Genomic DNA, 18,380 nt, shown 5'->3' on the forward strand with positions numbered 1-18,380 from the left:
AATGACTCGCGCATATGTAGGGGTCCAGGGGCTCTGCTCCTGACTGACTCTCGCTCCGGTTCTCCGGATGGAATCCCGTACCAATCCTCATCGAAAGGCGTTTCCGTGCTGTCACTCGTCCTGCCCAAGGGGTCGCTGGAGAAGGCGACCATGCAGTTGTTCGACGCGGCCGATCTCACCGTCCAGCGGGCGTCGGACCGCGACTACCGCGCGTCCATCGACGACCCGCGGATCGACCGCGTCCGGGTGCTGCGCCCGCAGGAGATCCCGACCTACCTCGAACAGGGCCTGTTCGACCTCGGCATCACCGGCCGCGACTGGATCACCGAGACCGACTCGGACGTGGTGAGCCTCGGCGAGCTCAAGTACTCCAAGGCGACGTCCAACCCGGTCCGCGTGATCATGGCGGTGCCGGACGGCGCGCCCTGGCAGCGGGTGTCCGACCTGCCGGAGGGCGTGCGGATCTCCACCGAGTTCCCGGCGATGACGAAGCGGTTCCTCGACAAGCACGGCGTGAAGGCGAAGGTCGTCCCGTCCTACGGCGCGACCGAGGCGAAGGTGCCCGACATCGTGGACGTGATCGTCGACCTCACCGAGACGGGCTCCTCGCTGCGCAAGAACGGCCTGCGCATCCTCGACACGCTCCTGACGAGCTACACCGAGCTGGTCGCCAACCGCGAGGCGTACGAGGACACCGAGAAGCGCGCCGCGATGGAGGACATCGCCCTCCTGCTGCAGGGCGTCATCCGCGCGCGGGGCAACGTCCTGCTGAAGCTGAACGTCGCGCAGGCCGACCTGAAGAACGTGCTGGACATCATGCCGTCGATGTCGTCGCCGACGGTGACGTCACTGGCGGGCGGGGAGTCGAACGCGGTGGAGTCGGTGGTCGCCAAGCGCGGCGTCAACACGCTGATCCCGGCGCTGAAGGCGGCGGGCGCGCACGACATCCTCGAAATCCCCATCGCCAAGATCGTCGACTGAGCCGGGGCGCGTTGACCGAACAGAGATCGTCGAGCGAGCCGCCGGCGCTGCCGACCGTCTGGCGGCCCCGCACCACGCGGCTCGTCGCCTACCTCACGGCGGGCGTGATCATGCTGGGCCTGATCGCGCTCGCCGTGCTGGTGGCGCCGCAGTTCAAGCTGTTCGACCGCGTCCTGATCGTCGGGTTCGGGGTGTTCATCGGGTGGGTGCTGCACATGCTCGCCCGGTGCCGCGTGACGGCCGACGAGTCGGGCCTGACGGTGGTGAACGCGTTCCGCACCCGCCGCCTCGAATGGCCCGAGGTGCTCGGCGTCTCCATGACCGTCGGCGACCCGTGGCCGACGCTCGACCTGGCGGACGGCACGTCCCTCGGCGCGATGGGCATCAACGGCGCCGAGAAGACGCTGGCCGCCCGCCAGCTCACCGAGCTGCGCGCTCTGCTGCACGCCCGCGGCGAGGCGCCCGACCCGGCCTGACCGGTCGGATGCTCAAAGGGCGGTCAGCAGCGTGACGGTCCCGGCGGTGATCAGGGCGGCGGCCCACAGCCGGTCGAGGTTGAACCAGGCCCGGCGCAGGATCGCCAGCCCGACGACCTCGTAGACGACGACGGCGATGACGCCCGCGACGGTGAACATCGCCAGCGTGTGCACGGCGGTCACGAACACTCCGGTGGACAGCGCGCTGCCGGACGACGCCGCCAGCCCGTGGTCGTGGCCCGCCGGGGCCGTCCCCGTCGAGGTGAGCACGGGAAGCAGCATCAGCCCGGCGCCGTGCACCGACGACATCAGGAACGACCATCCGGCGAGCTGCCACAGCGAGATCCGCATGCCGACCCAGCGGAAGTGGCGCTTGGACAGCAACTGCCACAGGCCGAACGCGACGAGCACCGCGCCGCCGCCGATCGCGACGCCCTGCGTCGCGACGACCGAGCTGGTCAGCGTGATGAGGACGGCGACGGCGCCGACGGACGCGGCGTGGCCCGCGGCGATCGCGGGAAGCGACTGCAGGACGAGCGAGCGGCTCCGCTCCTGGAAGCCGCGGGCCACCGCGAACAGCCAGCCCATGGCGGGGTTCAGCCCGTGGAACGCGCCGAGCGCCACGAGGGCGGCGAGCGAGCCGTCGGTCACGGGTAGCAGTACGAGTCCGAGGACGCGTCCCCGCCCTGCAACCGCGTCTGGTGCGGGCGCAGGCCCCGGAAGTCGTCCCCGTGGGGGAAGAACCGCTCGTCGAACGCGAACCCGTCCGCCGTGGAGTCGAGCTTCGCCATCCACGCGCCGACGCCGTCCGGGTAGAACTGGTCGTCCCAGGCGCCGTACAGCGAGTTGGTGACGTAGACGCGCTTGCCGTCGCGGCTGACCTCGACCATCTGTGGCCCGCCGGCGAGACGCTGATCGGGTGCGGCGGGGTGCGGCGTGCGGTTCACGATGCCGCCGATCCGCACCGAACCCGCCTCCACCGGGTTGAACGGGTCGCTGACGTCGTAGCGCTTCAGCTCGCCCGTGCCCCAGCAGGAGACGTACAGCCACTGGTCGTCCACGGACAGGTCGATGTCGGTGACGAGGGGAGGCACCGCCCCGAACGGCTGGATCACCGGCGGCAGGTCGGCGGCGTCGGCGGGCTCGGCCGGGATGGTGATGACCTTCTTCGCCGCCCAGGCGTCGCCGTCGCGGTGCCACACCCACACCGAGGCCGACAGGTCCTCGACGCTGACGACCACGCCCACGAACCCGTACTGCTTGGTCGGGTCGTGCGCCGGACGGAGTTCCAGCACCATCTGGTGCTCGTCGCCGAGGTCCACGGTCTGGACGTGCTTGCGCTTGCGCAGGTCGAAGAAGTTCAGCGAGTGCCCGTACTTGCGGCCGAGCAGCAGCTCGCCGACGACGCCGTCCTCGACCATCGACGGCGTGCCCCACTCCGACGACACGAGCACGTCGTGCGCGATGTGCCACCAGGCGTCGTAGGCGTAGTACTGCGGGCCGCGGTCGACCTCCCAGCGTCCGAGCACCTCGAACGAGGAGTGGTCGAGCAGGGCGATGCCGCCCGGCCCCTCCTCGCCGTTCGCGCCGCCGAGCGCCGTCAGGTACAGGCCCTCCGGCCCGCAGTGGACGGTGTGCGGGCGCGAGTACCCGGCGCGCTTGGCCAGCTCGTCCGGCTCCAGGATCTTGACGATCTTGGGCGCGGTCGGGTCGTCCTTCGTGTCGATCACGTAGACCCTGGACGACCGCAGCCCCGGGACGATCAGGTACCGCCGCTCCACGTGCGGGTGCGGCGAGCCGGGGCACAGCGCGCTGCTGCACGCGTTCCAGCCGAAGTGGTGCAGCTCGTCACCGAGATAGGGCAGGTCGGTCCAGCCGACCACGGAGCCGTAGGAGCCGGAGCCCGGATCGACGTCCAGCACGGCGATCGCGTCCGGTTTCTCGGCCGCCCGGTCGAAGGCGGCGACGTACGCCAGCTTCTCGGCGGGGGCGGACGCGGCGTCGCGCGGCGAGGCGTAGAAGGTCGGGTCCGGCTTCCACAGTGCCATTGGGGTCCTTTCAGACGAGTTTTCAGACGAGCGTGACCGGGTGCCGTACGACGGCGCCGAACAGATAGCCGAGCGTGTTGAAGGGGACGGTCGCGGGCTGCGCCGCGCCGGTCTCGTCGGTGGCCCGCGCGAGCAGCTCGTACCGGCCGGGGCGCCGCGGATGCCACGGGAACTCCCAGCGGACCCAGCCGCGCGGGTTCGGGTGCCGGTCGAGGGCCCGCGCGGGGCGCCACGTCCGGCCGCCGTCGTCGCTGACCTCGACGCGCCGCACCCGCCCGTTGCCCGACCAGGACCGGCCGTGCAGGACGTGACGGCGCGCCGCCGGGAGCGTCCCGTCCCAGGGCAGCTCGAACGCGGACTTGACGTTCATGCGGGTCAGCGGCGCCGTCCCGCCCTCCGGGTAGGTCGGGCCGAACAGGCGGTAGTAGCGCGTGTTCCACGGCGAGTAGAGCGGTTCGTCGGACACCTGGATGTCGCCGAGCCATTTGATGGACGCGATGCCCACCCACGACGGCACCACCAGGCGGACGGGGTGGCCGTGGTCGGGCGGCAGCGGGGCGCCGTTCATCTCGTAGGCGAGCAGCACGTCCTTCATCGCCTTCGCGACGGGAAGGGGTCGCCGCACGCGGCCGAGGTTCTCGCCCTTGTCCACGTAGTCAGCGTCCAACCCGCGGGGCATGATGTCCACGGCCGCGCGGGTAATACCTGCGCGCCGCAGCACCGCCGACAGCCGGACCCCGCGCCACCGCGCGACGCCCACCGCGCCGAGTCTCCACGGCGTCCCGGAGACCTGCTGCCCCTGCTGGGACGAGTAGAAGCCGCGCCCGTTGCCCGTACATTCGATGAACGACGTGATGGTCTCGGAGCGGAAACCGAGGAGGTCGTCGTAGGACAACTCGATCGGACGGTCCTCGCCCGGCGACCCCGCGAGGCCGGTGCCCCACAGTTTCAGCCGCCACGTCCGCGCGTCGATCAGCGGCGTGGACACGTGGTTGCGGACGAAGAAGCGGTCGACGGGGGTGAGGTCGCCGATCCCGCGCATGGCCTCCCAGCGGGTCTCGGCGTTCGTCCCGTGCTCGATGAACAGCTCCGGCGGCAGCGGCTTGACGATCCCGGTCGCGGCCGCCGTCGTGAACGGGGTGGCGCGCGGAGCCGTGAACGAGGCCGCGACCGGGGCGGCCGCCGCCGGGGCGGGGCGCAGCGCGGCGGGCAGCGCCCCGCCGAGCCCCGCGGTCAACCCGGCGCCCGCCGACAGGCGCAGCAGCCCGCGCCGGGACGGGTCGCGCAACCGCTCGTAGGTCGCCTCGTCGGTCAGGTCGGGATCGTTCCCGTCACCGGTTCGCATGGCTCCAATGCTCTGCGTCGCGACCGGTAAAGTCAACTTTCCCTACTGTTTTGCCATGCTTTTGCCGGAGGGGGGAGCCGGCCGCGAAAACGCAAGGCCCGGCGGCGTTTCCGTGGCATCCCGGGCTGAGTAGCCTGAGAGCCGTGGGGGAGACGGCGCCACCGGCCGCGGACCCGGCCGGATCGCCCGCGGCGCTCGCGGGACTGCTCGACAGGCACGCCTACCTGTGCGACGACGGGCTCGCCACGGCGTGCTTCCTCGCCCTGCGCATGGGGCGTCCGCTGTTCCTGGAGGGCGAGGCCGGGGTCGGCAAGACCGAGCTGGCCAAAACGCTCGCGCGCGGGCTCGGCGCGCCGCTGATCCGGCTCCAGTGCTACGAGGGGCTCGACGCCTCCCAGGCCCTCTACGACTGGGACTTCCCCCGCCAGCTCCTGCACCTGCGCGCCGCCGAGGCCGCGGGCGTCGCCGACGTGGCGCGGCTGGAGGGCGAGCTGTACGACCGGCGGTTCCTGCTGGCCCGCCCGCTGCTCCAGGCGCTGGAGACGTCGCCGAGCGTCCTGCTCGTCGACGAGCTGGACCGTGCCGACGACGAGTTCGAGGCGTTCCTGCTCGAAGTGCTGAGCGACTTCACGATCACCGTCCCGGAGCTCGGCACGATCCGGGCGGAGCGCCCGCCGGTCGTCGTGGTCACGTCCAACCGGACCCGCGAGGTCCACGACGCGCTGAAGCGGCGCTGCCTGTACCACTGGCTGGAGCACCCGTCGTTCGACCGCGAGGTCGCGATCATCAGGCGGCGGCTGCCGGGCGCGGCGGAGCGGCTCGCCGGGCAGGTCGCCCGCGCCGCGCAGCGGATGCGCGAGGCCGACCTGCTGAAGCCGCCCGGCGTCGCCGAGACCCTCGACTGGACGGAGGCGCTCGTCGCGCTCGGCGTCCGCGAGCTCGACCCGGCGTCCGCCGCCGTGACGCTCGGCGCCGTGCTCAAGTACCGCGAGGACCAGCAGCGCGTGCTCGGCGGCGGCCTCGGCGCGCTGCTCGACGGCGGGTGAGCCCGATGCGGCGGGACGTCACCGAGACGATGGTCGGGTTCGCCCGGACGGTCCGCGCCGCGGGCGGCGCCGCCGACCCCGAGCGGGTGCAGGCGATGCTGGCCGCGCTCGACCACCTCGACGTCCTCGACCCGAACGACGTGTACTGGGCCGGGCGGCTCACGCTGTGCGCCGACCCCGCCGACCTCGCCCGCTACGACCGCTGCTTCGCCGCGTACTTCTCCGGCGCGACCGTCCGTCCGGGCCGCCGCCCGCCGCCCGTGGTCGTCCGGCGGACGGCGCTTCCCGACCCCGGCGCGGAGGACGGCGGGGACGGCGACGGCGAGGTCAAGGCGGCTACGGCCAGCACCATCGAGGTGCTCCGCGACCGCGACGTCGCGCGGCTGACGGCGGCCGAGCGCGCCGAGGTCGCGCGGCTGATCGCGGTGCTGGACGCGGGCGCCGAGCGCCGCAGGTCCCGCCGGTTCGCGCCCGCGCCCACCGGACGGCTCGACCCGGCGCGGACCGTCCGGGAGACGCTGCGGCGCGGCGGCGAGACGTCCCTGCTGCGCCGCCGCGCGCACCGCACGCGCCCGCGCCGCGTCGTGCTGATCGTCGACGTCAGCGGCTCGATGAGCCCCTACGCCGACGCGCTGCTCCGGTTCGCGCACGCCGCCGCCCGCTCCGGCGGGCGCGGCGTGGAGGTGTTCAGCGTCGGCACACGGCTGACCCGGCTGACCCGCGAGCTGCGCCACCGCGACCCGGACGCGGCGATGGCGGCGGCGTCGGCGGCCGTCCCGGACTGGAGCGGCGGCACCCGGCTCGGCGCGGAGCTGAAGGAGTTCCTCGACCGGTTCGGGCAGCGCGGCCTCGCCCGCGGCGCGGTCGTCGTGATCGCCTCGGACGGCTGGGAGCGCGGCGACGCGGCCCTGCTCGGCGAGCAGACGGCCCGGCTGCGGCGGCTCGCGCACCGGGTGGTGTGGGCGAACCCGCACAAGGCGCGGCCCGGTTACGAGCCGCTCACGGCGGGCATGGCGGCGGCGCTGCCGCACGTGGACGACTTCACGTCCGGGCACAGCCTCGCCGCGCTGGAGGAGCTGGCCCGCCTCGTCGCCGGCGGCCGCGGCGCCCGGAAGGGGAGGAGCGCACATGCGTGACGTGCTGGACGACATCGCCGCCTGGTACGCGGCGGGGGAGACGTTCGGGCTCGCGACCGTCGTGAACACCTTCCGCAGCGCGCCGCGCCCGCCGGGCGCGGCGATGGCGGTGTCGGCGGGCGGCGAGGTCGCGGGCAGCGTGTCCGGCGGCTGTGTGGAGGGCGCCGTCTACGACCTGGCGCAGGAGGTGCTGGCGAGCGGGCGGCCGGTCGTCCAGCGGTACGGGGTGAGCGACGACGACGCGTTCGCCGTCGGCCTGACCTGCGGCGGCATCCTGGACGTGCTGGTGGAGCCGGTCGGCCCCGCGACGTTCCCGGAGTTCGCCGAGGTCGCCGCCGCGATCGCGGCGCACGAGCCGGTCGCCGTCGCGACCGTCGTCGCCGGGCCGGGCACGGTCGGCGCCCGCCGGGTGGTGTGGGCCGGCCGCGCGTCCGGGTCGCTCGCGCCCGGCGAGCCGCACGCCGCCCGCCTCGACGCCGCCGTCGACGACGACGCGCGCGGCATGCTCGCCCAGGGCCTCACCGGCCAGCGGCACTACGGCCGGGAGGGGGAGCGGCGGCTGGACGAGCTGACCGTCTTCGTCCACTCGTTCGCCCCGCCGCCCCGGCTGCTCGTGTTCGGCGCGATCGACTTCGCCGCCGCCGTCGCCCGGATCGGCAAGTTCCTCGGCTACCACGTGACGGTGTGCGACGCCCGCCCGGTGTTCGCGACGCCGAAGCGGTTCCCGGACGCCGACGAGGTCGTGGTCAAGTGGCCGCACAAGTTCCTGGAGGAGACAGGCGGCGGCGTCGACGGGCGGACGGCGATCTGCGTCCTGACCCACGACCCGAAGTTCGACGTCCCGCTGCTGGAGGTGGCGCTCCGCACGGGCGCCGGGTACGTCGGCGCGATGGGGTCGCGGCGCACCCACGACGACCGGCTCGCCCGGCTCCGCGAGGCGGGGGTGTCCGAGGCGGAGCTGTCCCGGCTGCGCTCGCCGATCGGGCTGGACCTCGGCGCCCGGACGCCGGAGGAGACCGCCGTGTCGATCGCGGCGGAGCTCGTCCAGCTCCGCTGGGGCGGCTCGGGACGCCCGCTCACCGACACCAGCGGCCGCATCCACGCCGACACGCAATGAGCGGACTACCCTCGCGGGGATGACGGTGCGCGTGGATTCCCCGGCGGGCCTGCTTCTCGCGGCGGGCGAGGGCAGCCGGCTCGGACGTCCCAAGGCCACGCTCGAACTGGACGGCGAGCGGCTCGTCGACCGCGGCGTCCGGATGCTGCGGGACGCGGGCTGCTCCCCGGTCCTCGTGGTGACCGGGGCGGAGCCGATCGAGGTGATCGGCGCGGTCGTCGTCCCGAACGCGGACTGGCGGGACGGCATGGGCTCCTCGCTGCGCGCCGGGCTCGCCGCGCTGCCGCCCGGCTGCCCCGCCGTCGCGATCGCGCTGGTCGACCAGCCCCTCGTCACCGCCGAGGCGGTGCGGCTGCTGCTCGCGGCGCGCGAGGCGGGCGCGTCGATAGCGGTGGCGTCCTACGGGGGAGCGCCGCGCAACCCCGTCGTGCTGGCGGCCGAGCACTTCGGGCCGGTGGCGGAGGCGGCGGTCGGGGACGTCGGGGCGCGCGGTTTCCTGCGCGCGCACCCGGAGCTGGTCACGGCCGTCCCCTGCGACGACGTCGCCGCGCCCGACGACATCGACACGCCCGAGGACCTCGCCGCCTTCAACGCCGCCCTCAACGCCGCCCCTGACCGCCGCCCGAACGGGCGGCGGTGACGGCGCGCTCGTAGGCGAGCAGCGTGTCGACGAACATCCGCCGCTGCGCCGGGGTCAGCGGCTCCAGGGCGGTGCGCCAGGCCCCGGCGCCCTGGCCGAGCCACCCGTTGATCGCGGGCAGGTGCTCGGCGGCGACGCTGACGATCGTGCGGCGCCGGTCGGCCGGGTCCTCGCGGCGCTCCAGGATGCCCTGGCGGCTGAGGTCGCCGACCATCAGGGACACCGTCGCGGGCGCCACCTCCAGCCGTCCGGCCAGCGCGTTCACCGTCAGCGGGCCGTCGAACAGCAGGTAGGCGAGCAGCGACAGGTGGCGCGGCGCGAGGTCGAAGGACGACAGCTCCGCGGGCACCCTGATCCGCTTGGCGGCCGACACCAGCCGCGGCATCAGCAGCAGCATCGTGCGGATGCCGTCGTCGACGTCCGGTCCGGCGCTCTCCTCGGTTGACATGCGCTCCGCGTCCAAAATAGCTTTGTTTCATTAAAGGCTTTGCTCGCAAAGCAAAGTGATCCGGTCGCGTCCAGGATAGGAGACCGCGCATGACCGAGCCCGGCGAGTCGGACCTGCTCGTCCTCGTCAGCACCGGCCGCAGGAGCGGACGGCGGCACTCCACGGAGCTCGCGTACCTGGCGGACGGGGACCGCCTGCTCGTCTTCGCGTCCAACGCGGGGAGCCCGCGCGACCCCGACTGGTACCGCAACGTGCGCGCCGACCCGCGCGTGGCCGTGAAGGTGGTCGTGAAGGCGGGCGGCGAGGCGGGCGGCGAGGCGGGCGGCGAGACCTTCGACGGCGTCGCGTTCCCGGTCGAGGGGGACGAGCGGGACGAGCTGTTCGCCCGCCAGGCCGCCCGTCACCCCGCGTATGCCGAGTACCAGCGGATGACCGACCGCGTCATCCCGGTCGTGGAGATCCATCGCGGGTTCCTCGACGGGCGCGCGTGGGCGCTCGGCGACGAACTGGTGAAGATCCACGACGGCCTGCGCGCGGACCTCGCCGCGCTCCGCGCCGACGTCCGGGGCTTCCGGCGTGGCGCGGCTCCCGGCCTCGCGGACCAGTTGAGGGAGCACTGCGTCTCGGTGTGCGACGTCCTCGGGCAGCATCACGACAACGAGGAGGGACGCGCCTTCCCCCGGCTGGAGCGCGAGTTCCCCGGCCTCGCCCCGGTGCTCGGCAGGCTGCGCCGTGAGCACGTCGCCGTCACCGAGAACCGGCGCAGGCTGGAGAAACTCCTCGACGACCCGGCCTCGCGCGACCTCGGCCACGTCGGGGCGGAACTGGACCGGATGACCGCCGAGCTGGACGCGCATTTCGCGTACGAGGAGGAGCAGCTCCGCGCCCTGCTCAACGCCGTCGGCCCGCGCTGGCGGCCCGTCTCAGGGCCGGGGCGCCGCTAGGACGGGGGCAGGACGCTCTCGTCCAGCGCGCCGCAGTCGACCGCGCGGCGGAGCCGGGACGTCAGCGCCCGGATGGTGGCGGGCTCGTCCAGGACGCCGCCCGCGTTGCCCGCCGCCTGCTCGTGCCACGCCCGGACCCGTCCGATCACGTCGTCCACCCCGGACAGGTGGAACGCGTACACGGCGGCGTACCGGCTCGGCAGGTGCGCCGGATGCAGGTCCCAGCCCTGGTAGAAGCCGTGCCGCAGCGAGTGCCTGACGTGCGCGGCGTGCGTCGCCCACGTCGCGTTGACCTCGTCGGGGCCGTCGTTGCGCGGGATGACGTTGGTGGAGCCGTCCGACAGCCGGACGCCGGTGCCCGCGAACGACACCTGCATGACGTGCCGGGCGAAGTCGCAGGCCGGGTGGTCGAGCCGCTGCTCGTGCGGCGGCAGCCCGAGCGCGGCCGTGTAGTCGAACACGCCGAAGTGGGCGGCGGTCAGCCGGCCCGCCGCGGACTCGGCGATGGCGCGCAGGGCGACGCGGCCGTCCCCGTCGAACAGCGCCTCGGGCGTCTCGACCTGGATCTCGAACCGCAGGATCCCGGACGGCAGCCCGAGCGCGGTCTCCAGCCGGTCCAGGTACTCGGTGAACAGCGCGACGTGCTCGGCCGCGACCACCTTCGGGAACGTGATCGTGAACCCGCCGGGCAGCCGTCCGAGCCGGTCGCGCAGCGCGGTGAGGAAGCCGTCGAGCGTCCGCATCGCGCGGTCGTGGCCGCCGTCCGCGAACGACTTGACCCGCACGCCCCAGTAGTGGGGGAGGCCCTTCACCTGGTACGCGGCGGCGACGGCCTCGACGACCTGCGCGACGTGGCCGTCCTCCTCGGCGTCGGGGCGGACGCCGTAGCCGTCCTCGAAGTCGATCCGCACGTCCTCGACCGGCTCGGACGCGAGCTTCGCCGCGACCCGCTCGCGGACCGGCCCGGCGATCTCCGGGTCCAGCCCGAACGCCGCGCCGAACGAACCCGCGCCCGGCGTGTGCGTGTTCAGCAGCCGCAGCGCCTCCGCGCCGAAGTCGGCGGGCGTCGACCGGGAGAACCGGTCGGCCGGGACGTACACCGTGTGCACCGGCTGCCGTCCCTCGGCGCCGCCGGGGAAGCGCTCGCCGTGCTCGTCGCGGACGGCGGCGATGCGCGCTGACAGGTCGTCGAACGAGGAGACGCTGAAGTTCACCCCGATATGATCCCCCACCCCGTGCCTGCTAGGGAACCTGTTCCGTGCGCCTCGGCCCGTCCTGGGCGGCCTGGATTCCCCAGGCGCCGGTGAACTCGTCGCCCGGCCGCAGGCTCCGCACGCCCTCGCCGGTCGCGAACGCGTTCGGCGGGCACGTCATCGGCTCGACGCCGAGGCCGTGCCGCGGGTCGGGGGCGTCGTCGCCGGTGTAGACCTCGATCCAGGGATGCGCCTCGTCGGCCCAGAGCTGAGCCGTCCGCCCGCCGCCGGACAGGATCACCCACGCGCGGCCCTCGCCGTCGCGGTTCAGCTCGGCGTACGCGTTGTCGATCCGGCGGCCGTCGAGCAGGGGACCGGTGCGCAGGTCGTAGAAGGTGCCGGTGACGTCCTCGGACGGCCCGGACGGGATCTTCCGGTCGTCCACCGGGAGGTAGCGGTCGGCGCGGAGCGTCACCGCGCAGTCGTCGATCGGCTCGCCGACCGTGAGGTACGGGTGCGCGCCGTGCCCGTACGGCGCGGTCACCGGGCCGGTGTTGCGGGCGGTGACCCGGACGGTCAGGCCGTCCGCCGCGTCCAGGGCGTACTCCGCCTCCAGGTCCAGCCGGAACGGGTACCCGGCGGCCCCGAGCAGCCGATACGCGAGCCGCACCCGCCCCGGCTCGTCCTCCGCCGCCCGCCACGGCGCCCAGCGGACGAGCCCGTGCAGCGCGCAGCCCCGCTCCGGCTCGGACAGGTCGAGCTGGTGCGCCTCGCCCCCGAACTTGTACCTGCCCCGGTCCACCCGGTTCGGCCACGGGATCAGGAGCTGCCCGTACGCGGCCGGGGCGGGCTCGTCCGCGCCGTGCGGCAGGACCACCGGCCGCCCCTCGTACGTCAGCTCGCGCAGCGCCGCGCCCGCCTCGGTCACGACGGCCTGGTACGGCCCCGCGCTCAGCGCGTACTGCTCCCCGGTGATCGCTCCGCTCATGGAGAGGGCGCTACCCAGCGAAAACGCGCTTACGCGGTCTCCGCCAGCGCGTGCAGAGCGTCGGTGAAGACGTTCGCCGGAGGTTCGACCAGACCGGCGCCGACCTGGCCCGTGCCCGGCTCGCGTCCCGCGATGCCGGTGTCGATGACGGGCAGGATCCCGGTGCGGACGACGCGCGTCACGTCCACGCCCACCGGGGTGCCGCGGAACGACAGCAGCGGAATCTGCAGCACCGGGTGCTCGGCGAGGGTGATCTCGTACATCCGCTGGGTTGCGGCGAGCGCGTCCGGCACCTCCCCGCCGACGAACCGGACGATCGCGGGTGCCGCGGCCAGCGCGAACCCGCCCATCCCGGCCGTCTCGGTGATCGCCGAGTCGCCGATGTCGGGGTTCGCGTCGTCCGGGCCGTAGCCGCCGAGGTAGAGGCCGTCCGGGACGCCCGCCGGTCCGGTGAACCAGCGGTCGCCCGTCCCGGACACCTGGACGCCGAAGTCGGTCCCGTTCCGCGCCATCGCCACGACCAGGCTGGAGCCGGGCACGTTCCGGGCCGCGTCCGCGCACGCCTTCGCCGCCGCCATGCCCGCGTTCAGGAAGAAGTGGTCGTTGCCCGCCGCGAACCTCAGCGCCTCGGCCGCGCGGCCGCGCGGGACGTCCTCGGCGGCGAGCAGCGCGGGCGCCAGCTCGCGCAGCAGCAGCGACGTCGCCGCGCGGTTCCGGTTGTGCAGCTCGTCGCCCATCTGGAGGGCCTGCGCCGCGACGGACATCAGGTCGAGCGGGCCGCGCCGCCGGACCGCCGCCCGCAGCGCCGGGCCGAGCACCTCGCCCATCCAGACCAGCCGCTCGATCACCTCCGGGCCGAACGCCCCGTACCGCAGGACCTTGCCGAGCCCCTCGTTCAGCGAGCAGTACGCGGTGCCGCCGTGCTCGGCGTCCTCGACCACCAGCATCCACATGGACGGGCTGACCACCCCCGCCATCGGCCCCACCGCCGCGTGCCGGTGGCACGGCTCCAGCACGGCCGCGCCGCGCCCGAGCTCGCGCTCAGCGCCGCGCGGCGTCTCGGCGATCCCTTCGAGCAGCATCGCGCCGATCAGCGCGCCGCGCATCGGCCCGGACGCCCGCTCCCACTCCAGCGGCGGGCCCGCGTGCAGGAACGTGCCGGTGTCCAGGCCGAGGACGTCCCGCGCCGGGCGGACGTCCACGAGATGCGGGCGGGCCGTCACCATCCGCCGCACCGCGCGGGCGTTGGCGTCCGCGTGCCGGGGGTCGCCGAGCACCGCGGCGAGCGCGGCCTCCGTCCCGGCGGGCGGCGGCCGCCAGTCGACCCGCTCCACCGGGACGGCCTGGTCCGCGAGCGCGTCCGCGAGCACCTCCACCCCGGCGGTCACCACCGCCGGGTCGCGGGTGAGCAGGCCGCCCAGCCTGTGCCGCTGGTCGGTCATCCGGCCCTCCCCTCCACCGGCGCGCCGTCGAGCAGGGCGAGGGCGTGCCGGGTCGCCCGGGCGTTGGACGCGAACACGTCCGCGCCCGCCTCGCACAGCGCCGCGGCCTGCCGGTCGCGGCCCTGCGGGTCGGCGGGCGTCCCGCACAGCGACACGACGACGGCCAGGTCGCGGCGGTCCGCGACCGCCGCCGCGACCGCCGGGGCGAGCGCGGCGGCCGGGTCGGGCTCGGCGCCGTGGCCGAGCACCACGTCCAGCAGCAGGACGCCGACCTCGGCGTCGGCCGCCTCCTCCCGCACCGCCGCGAGCCGCAGCGACGGGTCGATCATCGGGTGGGCGCGGCCGCGGGTGAACGCGTCGTCGCCGAAGTCGGTGAACCGGTGGCCGCGGGACGCGAGGTCCCAGCCGAGGGCGTCCCGGGCGATCGCCTCCGCCTCGTCGCGGAGCGTCCCGCCCGCGAACAGGCCGCGCAGCGCCCGCCCTCGTACGGGCTTCGGATGCCGGGACCCGAGCCAGCTCGGCCACTCGGGGACCTTCCGGCCCAGCGCTTTCAGCACCTTCTCCGCCGTGCGGGTCAGGTCGTCCTCGCCGGGGACGGGCAGCGCGAACGACACCGGCGTGTCGAGCCGCCGCGCCGCCTCCCGGATCAGGTCCGCGACCTGCGGCGCGGGCGGCTTGGACACGAGGACGATCAGCTCGGTGCCGGGGTCGGCGTCGAGCGCCGCGAGCGCCGCGAGCGCGGACCGCCCGCTCACCTCCGGCGACAGGTCCCGGCCGCCGACGCCGAGCACGTGGCTCACGCCGACGCCGGCCGCGTCGAGCAGGCACATGAGCTGCTGCGCGCCCGTCCCGGACGCGGCGACGACCCCGACCGGGCCGGGGCGCACCGCGTTCGCGAAGCCGAGGCCCGCGCCGCCGACCACCGCCGTCCCGCAGTCGGGGCCCATCACGATCAGGCCGCGCCGCGCCGCCGCCTCCTTGAGCGCGATCTCCTGCGCGAGCGGCACGTTGTCACTGAAGATCATCACGTTGAGGCCCGCGTCGAGCGCGTCCATGGCCTCGGGGAACACGTGCGGTCCCGGCACCGACAGCAGCGCGACGGTCGCGTCCGCGCGGGCGGCGGCGGAGCCGGTCGTCCGGGGCGGGGCCGCCGCTCCCGGCGCGGCGGGGGCCGCGGACGTCGCGCGCAGCAGGCCGTCCAGCGCCTCGCGCGCCTCCGCCGCGTCGCCGTCCTTCGCGCGGACGGCCACCACCAGGTCGTCGGGGCCCGCCTCCTCCGGGACGTCGAAACCCATCCGCCCGAACATCTCCCGGTTGAGCCCGGTGCCCATCGCGACCATCGCGGCGGCCACATCCGGCCGCTCGGACAGCGCCCGGCTCACCCGCATCAGCGTCACCGAGTCGTGGTAGCTCCCTCGCCGAACCTCGACCCAGTCGTCCCTCATGCCGCCCTCCGGTGGGGGGCGACCCCCCACACCCCCCGGTCCGCTCCGCTCATGCAGTCACCCTCGGGGCATGGGGCAACACCACGAGGGCCAAAGCGGCGCGGCAGCCTGCGAGGACGCCGTGCGCCAGATCCGTGCCGGACGTGTGCCCGACCGCGAGCAGCCGCCGCACCGCCGCCCCCGGCGGCTCGTGCCCGGCGACGCAGCGCAGCACCGCCGCGACCTCCGCGCCCGCACCGCCCGCCGCCGCGCAGTGCAGCAGCGTCGCGGCGAGCGCGGTCGTGCGGGTGCCAGCGTCCGCGGTGACGGCGGCGCCCAGCCAGTCGGCCAGCCACACGCCCGTCCGGCAATGTCTGACGGCGCCGCCGACCAGGCGCAGCGACACGAGCAGGCCGCAGAGGATGTCGTCGCCGCTCGGCGTGAGGCCGGGGCCGAGGCCGACGATCCGCTCCGCCGCCTCCACCGCGCCCGCGAGGTCGCCCGCGGCGCAGCACGCGGCGAGGACGTCCGGGTCGGGATGCCCGGAGAGGCCGCCGCCGGTCATGCCCGCGGCGGCGAACGCGGCCTCCAGCGTCCGGACGCCGTGCCCGAGCGCGGCGGGCCGCATGGTCCCGAGCACCGGCGCCGGGTCCCACCAGCGGCGGACCCGGACGTGCAGCGGACCGGCCTCCACCCGCCCGTCGCCCACCCACGCGTCGGCGCCCTCCCGGACCGACCGGAACGGCTGCTCGCGGCGCGTCGCGGCGACGACCACCGAGTTCGGCAGCCGGTGCGCGTCCGACGCGACGACGGCGAGCACGCGCGGCTCGGGGCCGCCCCGCATCTCCACGTACAGCGCGGACGGGAACACGGCGATGACCCGCGCGGCGCGGCGCGGCGGGTCGAGCAGCGGGCGCAGCGCGAGGCTCGCGGCCCCCGCCACGGGCGGCCGCGCACCGCCTGACCTTGCCGGACTCTGGTGCGGGGACGTCCCCCCGCGTGCCCCGGAACGGACCGGAAGCGGGATCGGGTCGCGGACGACGGCAGTCACGGATCCTCCCGAGACCGGTGTCGGCTGCCGCCCGGCGCACGGGCGGCCCGGCCTCTGCGGAGACCGTAGAACGGGCCCCGCGACGGACGTATGGGGAAAGCTGCCAAGGATGGTTGTCATCGTTCGTCTTTGTTGTCAGTGTTGATCAGGAACCGGTAGCGATCACGCCAAAACGGGCGATGTACGCACCAAAAGGCGAGGTGACCCCTGGCATGAGTTACACAACCGCGGACCCGGGCCCACCGGCCCTCAGGCTCGCAAGCACCGGAACACTGACCTACGGCCTCTCGGTCGGGGAGGTCCTCGGCGTCAGCACCCTCAACGGCGCCCGCCTCATCGCCGGCCGGGCCGGGCTGGAGCGCGTCGTCCAGCGGCTCAACGTGATGGAGGTCCCCGACATCCTGTCGTGGGTGAAGCCGAACGAACTGCTCCTGACGACCGGCTACCCCCTCCGCAACACCCCCCAGTCGCTCGACAACCTGGTCGCGGACCTGGACGAGCGCGGGCTCGCGGCCCTCGCCATCAAGCTCGGCCGCTACCTCGACTCCCTCCCCGCCGAGATGATCGCGCAGGCCGACCGCCGCGGCTTCCCCCTGATCCTGCTCCCGAACGACGTCGGCTTCGACGACATCCTGAACCAGGTCCTGACCGACATCCTGAACCGGCAGGCGTCCGTGCTCGCCCGCACCGAGGAGGTGCACCGCGCGCTGGTGCAGATCGTCCTGTGCGGCGGCGGGCTCCAGGAGGTCGTGGACGAGGTCGCGACCCTCCTCGACGTGGCCGTCGTCGTCCTGGACGGCGAGCAGCGCGTCCTCGCGGGCGCGGGCCCGGACGAGCACGTCCAGGCGATGCGCGCGTTCGACGCCGGGCGGCACGCCGCGTGCGGCCGCGGCGGCTGCGGCATCATCGGCGCGCACGGCACCGGCGACCACCTGGTCGTGCCCGTGATGGCGGGCGGCTTCGACCACGGCCGGATCATCGCGTTCAGCCCCGGCGGCGCGCTGCGCGGCTCCGACCTCGGCATCCTGGAGCGGGCGGCGACCGTCGCGGCGCTCGTGGTGACGAAGCAGCAGGCCGTCGCCGCCGTCGAGAGCAAGTACCGCGCCGACTTCCTGCGCGACATCCTCGCCGGACGGGCGGGCGACGACGACCGGGTCGTCGCGCACTGCGACGGGTTCGGCTGGGACCTCGACCGTCCCGTCATGGTGATCGTCGCCGAGCTGGACGGCCGCCCGCGCGGCGGCGGTCCGGCCGCCGAGCCGGACGCGAAGGGCCGCGCGAAGCCGCCCGACGCCGACGCGGCGGCGCGCGGCGGGCGCGGCGCCGAGGAGCGCTCGGCGCAGGAGCGGCTCGCCGCCGCCTGGACGACCGCCGTCCGCCGGCACGACCGGGGCGCGGCCGTCGCGAGCTTCGCGCACGAGGTCGTCGCGGTGGTCGGCGCGGAGGGCGACGATCCCGCCGAGCTGACCGCCGGGCCGGTGCAGGCGATGCTGAAGGAGGCGTCGTCGATCTTCGCCGAGCACCTGCCGGTGCGGCGGACGTTCTCCACCGGCGTCAGCCGGACGGTGACGTCCCCGGCCGCGCTGCCCGAGGCGTACGAGCAGGCCGTGAAGGCCGTCCGGGTCGGCCGGCAGCTCAACGGCACGGGCGCGCGGGCGCACTTCGACCAGCTCGGCGTGTACCGGCTGCTGAGCCTCGTGTCCGACCCGGAGGAGCTGCACGCCTTCGTCCGGGAGACGCTCGGCGACCTCGCCGCCGACGACGAGCCGGAGCTGGTCGACCTGCGCCGCACCCTCCAGGTGCTGCTGGAGACCAACCTCAACGTCGCCGAGACGGCCCGCAGGCTCCACTTCCACTACAACACGCTCCGCTACCGCATCGGGAAGCTGGAACGGATGCTCGGCGCGTTCACCGAGGACGCGCATCTCCGGCTCAACCTCACCCTCGCCCTTCACGTGCTGCGCATGCGCGGTATCTGAGGGTGGTACCGAGGGTAGTGTCATCGTCGCGACGCTCCCAGGGGGCGCGCCGGTCGCGCCTCCCGCGTCTCACACGGGCCGGTCCTCCCAATCCGGGAGGCGGGCTTTGGCAACAGTCGCCG

At 74.7% G+C, this 18,380-nt stretch carries 17 protein-coding genes; 8 read left to right on the forward strand and 9 right to left on the reverse strand.

Going from position 1 to position 18,380, the window contains the following annotated elements:
* The first annotated feature begins 105 nt into the window (after positions 1-105).
* A complete protein-coding gene (gene hisG, locus FXF65_RS28575) occupies positions 106-981 on the forward strand; it encodes an ATP phosphoribosyltransferase (protein ID WP_148353143.1) in 876 nt (291 codons plus the stop codon).
* An 11-nt stretch (positions 982-992) separates the two neighbouring features.
* Positions 993-1,457 carry a PH domain-containing protein gene (locus tag FXF65_RS28580; RefSeq protein ID WP_246199176.1) on the forward strand — a complete coding sequence of 155 codons (465 nt, stop codon included), beginning with the start codon at positions 993-995 and terminating at the stop codon, positions 1,455-1,457.
* A gap of 12 nt (positions 1,458-1,469) precedes the next feature.
* Here the strand turns inward: FXF65_RS28580 and FXF65_RS28585 are convergent, their stop codons facing one another.
* From FXF65_RS28585 to FXF65_RS28595, 3 genes are read right to left on the reverse strand one after another with little or no spacing between them, the layout of a single operon-like run.
* Complete coding sequence (locus FXF65_RS28585; protein ID WP_148353144.1) at positions 1,470-2,108, reverse strand: hypothetical protein; 639 nt, start codon at positions 2,106-2,108, stop codon at positions 1,470-1,472.
* Positions 2,105-3,505, reverse strand: a complete 1,401-nt coding sequence (locus FXF65_RS28590; RefSeq protein WP_148353145.1) for a selenium-binding family protein — start codon at positions 3,503-3,505, stop codon at positions 2,105-2,107. The genes FXF65_RS28585 and FXF65_RS28590 overlap by 4 nt, the downstream gene beginning before the upstream one ends.
* Before the next feature lie 22 nt (positions 3,506-3,527).
* A complete protein-coding gene (locus FXF65_RS28595) occupies positions 3,528-4,850 on the reverse strand; it encodes a sulfite oxidase (RefSeq protein WP_148353146.1) in 1,323 nt (440 codons plus the stop codon).
* A 143-nt stretch (positions 4,851-4,993) separates the two neighbouring features.
* On the opposite strand from FXF65_RS28595, the gene FXF65_RS28600 reads away from it, so the two are divergent.
* From FXF65_RS28600 to FXF65_RS28615, 4 genes are read left to right on the forward strand one after another with little or no spacing between them, the layout of a single operon-like run.
* Complete coding sequence (locus FXF65_RS28600; RefSeq protein ID WP_148353147.1) at positions 4,994-5,896, forward strand: AAA family ATPase; 903 nt, start codon at positions 4,994-4,996, stop codon at positions 5,894-5,896.
* Positions 5,897-5,901: 5 nt separating this feature from the next.
* On the forward strand, positions 5,902-7,032 hold the full coding sequence (locus tag FXF65_RS28605) for a vWA domain-containing protein (RefSeq protein ID WP_148353148.1): 1,131 nt from the start codon (positions 5,902-5,904) through the stop codon (positions 7,030-7,032).
* Positions 7,025-8,149 carry an XdhC family protein gene (locus FXF65_RS28610; RefSeq protein WP_148353149.1) on the forward strand — a complete coding sequence of 375 codons (1,125 nt, stop codon included), beginning with the start codon at positions 7,025-7,027 and terminating at the stop codon, positions 8,147-8,149. The genes FXF65_RS28605 and FXF65_RS28610 overlap by 8 nt, the downstream gene beginning before the upstream one ends.
* 19 nt (positions 8,150-8,168) lie before the next feature.
* Positions 8,169-8,789 carry a nucleotidyltransferase family protein gene (locus tag FXF65_RS28615; RefSeq protein ID WP_148353150.1) on the forward strand — a complete coding sequence of 207 codons (621 nt, stop codon included), beginning with the start codon at positions 8,169-8,171 and terminating at the stop codon, positions 8,787-8,789.
* Here the strand turns inward: FXF65_RS28615 and FXF65_RS28620 are convergent.
* A complete protein-coding gene (locus FXF65_RS28620; RefSeq protein ID WP_148353151.1) occupies positions 8,749-9,237 on the reverse strand; it encodes a MarR family winged helix-turn-helix transcriptional regulator in 489 nt (162 codons plus the stop codon). The genes FXF65_RS28615 and FXF65_RS28620 overlap by 41 nt on opposite strands.
* A gap of 89 nt (positions 9,238-9,326) precedes the next feature.
* Here FXF65_RS28620 and FXF65_RS28625 point away from each other — a divergent pair, with 89 nt between their 5' ends.
* Positions 9,327-10,181: a nitroreductase/quinone reductase family protein gene (locus FXF65_RS28625; protein ID WP_148353152.1), complete on the forward strand. Its 855-nt coding sequence runs from the start codon at positions 9,327-9,329 to the stop codon at positions 10,179-10,181.
* Here FXF65_RS28625 and FXF65_RS28630 read toward each other — a convergent pair.
* From FXF65_RS28630 to FXF65_RS28650, 5 genes are read right to left on the reverse strand one after another with little or no spacing between them, the layout of a single operon-like run.
* Entirely contained in the window at positions 10,178-11,395 is a 1,218-nt protein-coding gene (locus FXF65_RS28630) for a DUF6986 family protein (RefSeq protein ID WP_148353153.1), read from the reverse strand. The genes FXF65_RS28625 and FXF65_RS28630 overlap by 4 nt on opposite strands.
* 28 nt (positions 11,396-11,423) lie before the next feature.
* The gene (locus tag FXF65_RS28635; protein ID WP_148353154.1) at positions 11,424-12,362 is read right to left on the reverse strand and encodes an aldose 1-epimerase family protein; all 939 of its coding nucleotides are present in this window, start codon (positions 12,360-12,362) and stop codon (positions 11,424-11,426) included.
* A gap of 29 nt (positions 12,363-12,391) precedes the next feature.
* A complete protein-coding gene (locus FXF65_RS28640) occupies positions 12,392-13,804 on the reverse strand; it encodes a YlbE family protein (RefSeq protein ID WP_148353155.1) in 1,413 nt (470 codons plus the stop codon).
* Positions 13,801-15,249 (reverse strand): AllF/FdrA family protein, encoded by a 1,449-nt coding sequence (locus FXF65_RS28645; RefSeq protein WP_148353156.1) that lies wholly within the window; start codon positions 15,247-15,249, stop codon positions 13,801-13,803. The genes FXF65_RS28640 and FXF65_RS28645 overlap by 4 nt, the downstream gene beginning before the upstream one ends.
* A gap of 49 nt (positions 15,250-15,298) precedes the next feature.
* A complete protein-coding gene (locus FXF65_RS28650; RefSeq protein ID WP_246199177.1) occupies positions 15,299-16,171 on the reverse strand; it encodes an oxamate carbamoyltransferase subunit AllH family protein in 873 nt (290 codons plus the stop codon).
* A 320-nt stretch (positions 16,172-16,491) separates the two neighbouring features.
* On the opposite strand from FXF65_RS28650, the gene FXF65_RS28655 reads away from it, so the two are divergent.
* Entirely contained in the window at positions 16,492-18,258 is a 1,767-nt protein-coding gene (locus FXF65_RS28655) for a PucR family transcriptional regulator (RefSeq protein WP_148353158.1), read from the forward strand.
* Positions 18,259-18,380: the final 122 nt, after the last annotated feature.

The sequence above is a fragment of the Actinomadura syzygii genome (assembly GCF_008085905.1).
In the GTDB taxonomy this organism is placed as follows: Bacteria; Actinomycetota; Actinomycetes; order Streptosporangiales; family Streptosporangiaceae; genus Spirillospora; species Spirillospora syzygii.

Bases quoted from the DNA above. Each gene is read 5' to 3' on its own strand.
- FXF65_RS28595 (WP_148353146.1), bottom strand. From the start codon at position 4,850: ATGCGAACCGGTGACGGGAACGATCCCGACCTGACCGACGAGGCGACC.
- FXF65_RS28620 (WP_148353151.1), bottom strand. From the start codon at position 9,237: ATGTCAACCGAGGAGAGCGCCGGACCGGACGTCGACGACGGCATCCGC.
- FXF65_RS28590 (WP_148353145.1), bottom strand. From the start codon at position 3,505: ATGGCACTGTGGAAGCCGGACCCGACCTTCTACGCCTCGCCGCGCGAC.
- FXF65_RS28625 (WP_148353152.1), top strand. From the start codon at position 9,327: ATGACCGAGCCCGGCGAGTCGGACCTGCTCGTCCTCGTCAGCACCGGC.
- FXF65_RS28640 (WP_148353155.1), bottom strand. From the start codon at position 13,804: ATGACCGACCAGCGGCACAGGCTGGGCGGCCTGCTCACCCGCGACCCG.
- FXF65_RS28635 (WP_148353154.1), bottom strand. From the start codon at position 12,362: ATGAGCGGAGCGATCACCGGGGAGCAGTACGCGCTGAGCGCGGGGCCG.
- FXF65_RS28610 (WP_148353149.1), top strand. From the start codon at position 7,025: ATGCGTGACGTGCTGGACGACATCGCCGCCTGGTACGCGGCGGGGGAG.
- FXF65_RS28615 (WP_148353150.1), top strand. From the start codon at position 8,169: ATGACGGTGCGCGTGGATTCCCCGGCGGGCCTGCTTCTCGCGGCGGGC.
- FXF65_RS28605 (WP_148353148.1), top strand. From the start codon at position 5,902: ATGCGGCGGGACGTCACCGAGACGATGGTCGGGTTCGCCCGGACGGTC.
- FXF65_RS28645 (WP_148353156.1), bottom strand. From the start codon at position 15,249: ATGAGGGACGACTGGGTCGAGGTTCGGCGAGGGAGCTACCACGACTCG.
- FXF65_RS28655 (WP_148353158.1), top strand. From the start codon at position 16,492: ATGAGTTACACAACCGCGGACCCGGGCCCACCGGCCCTCAGGCTCGCA.